Source organism: Enterobacter sp. 296B2, from assembly GCF_034106185.1.
Taxonomy (GTDB): domain Bacteria; phylum Pseudomonadota; class Gammaproteobacteria; order Enterobacterales; family Enterobacteriaceae; genus Enterobacter; species Enterobacter cloacae_N.
Genome location: NZ_JAWNCA010000080.1, coordinates 1 through 640, shown reverse-complemented (window position 1 = coordinate 640; position 640 = coordinate 1). Strand labels below are relative to the sequence as shown.

Annotated in this window: 2 tRNA genes and 1 rRNA gene; all 3 read left to right on the top strand. The window is 48.6% G+C overall.

Features of this window, described 5'->3' with window-relative positions:
- Window positions 1–91, top strand: a 16S ribosomal RNA gene (locus URZ40_RS23145); the annotation flags it as partial.
- Window positions 92–160: 69 nt separating this feature from the next.
- Window positions 161–237: transfer RNA gene (locus URZ40_RS23140), tRNA-Ile, on the top strand.
- 105 nt (window positions 238–342) lie between these two features.
- Window positions 343–418: transfer RNA gene (locus URZ40_RS23135), tRNA-Ala, on the top strand.
- The last annotated feature ends 222 nt before the right edge of the window (window positions 419–640 follow it).

The following is a 640-nucleotide window of genomic DNA, read 5'->3' as shown; positions in this document are numbered from 1 at the left end:
CGGGAGGGCGCTTACCACTTTGTGATTCATGACTGGGGTGAAGTCGTAACAAGGTAACCGTAGGGGAACCTGCGGTTGGATCACCTCCTTACCTTAAAGAACCTGCCTTTGTAGTGCTCACACAGATTGTCTGATGAAAAACAGCAGTAAAAATCTCTGAAGGCTTGTAGCTCAGGTGGTTAGAGCGCACCCCTGATAAGGGTGAGGTCGGTGGTTCAAGTCCACTCAGGCCTACCAAATTTTCCCTGATACTGCGTTGCGGCAACGCTCACATACTGATGTATGCTTCGCGTTTCCACGCCTTGTCTCAGGAAAAATTACCGGTACAGAGATTAAAACGATGGGGCTATAGCTCAGCTGGGAGAGCGCCTGCTTTGCACGCAGGAGGTCTGCGGTTCGATCCCGCATAGCTCCACCATCTTTTACTGCGAACACAAGAAAACTTCAGAGTGAACCTGAAAAGGTGCACTGCGAAGTTTTGCTCTTTAAAAATCTGGATCAAGCTGAAAATTGAAACGACACACAGTTAATGTGTGTTCGAGTCTCTCAAATTTTCGCAATCAGAAGTGAAACATCTTCGGGTTGTGAGGTTAAGCGACTAAGCGTACACGGTGGATGCCCTGGCAGTCAGAGGCGATGA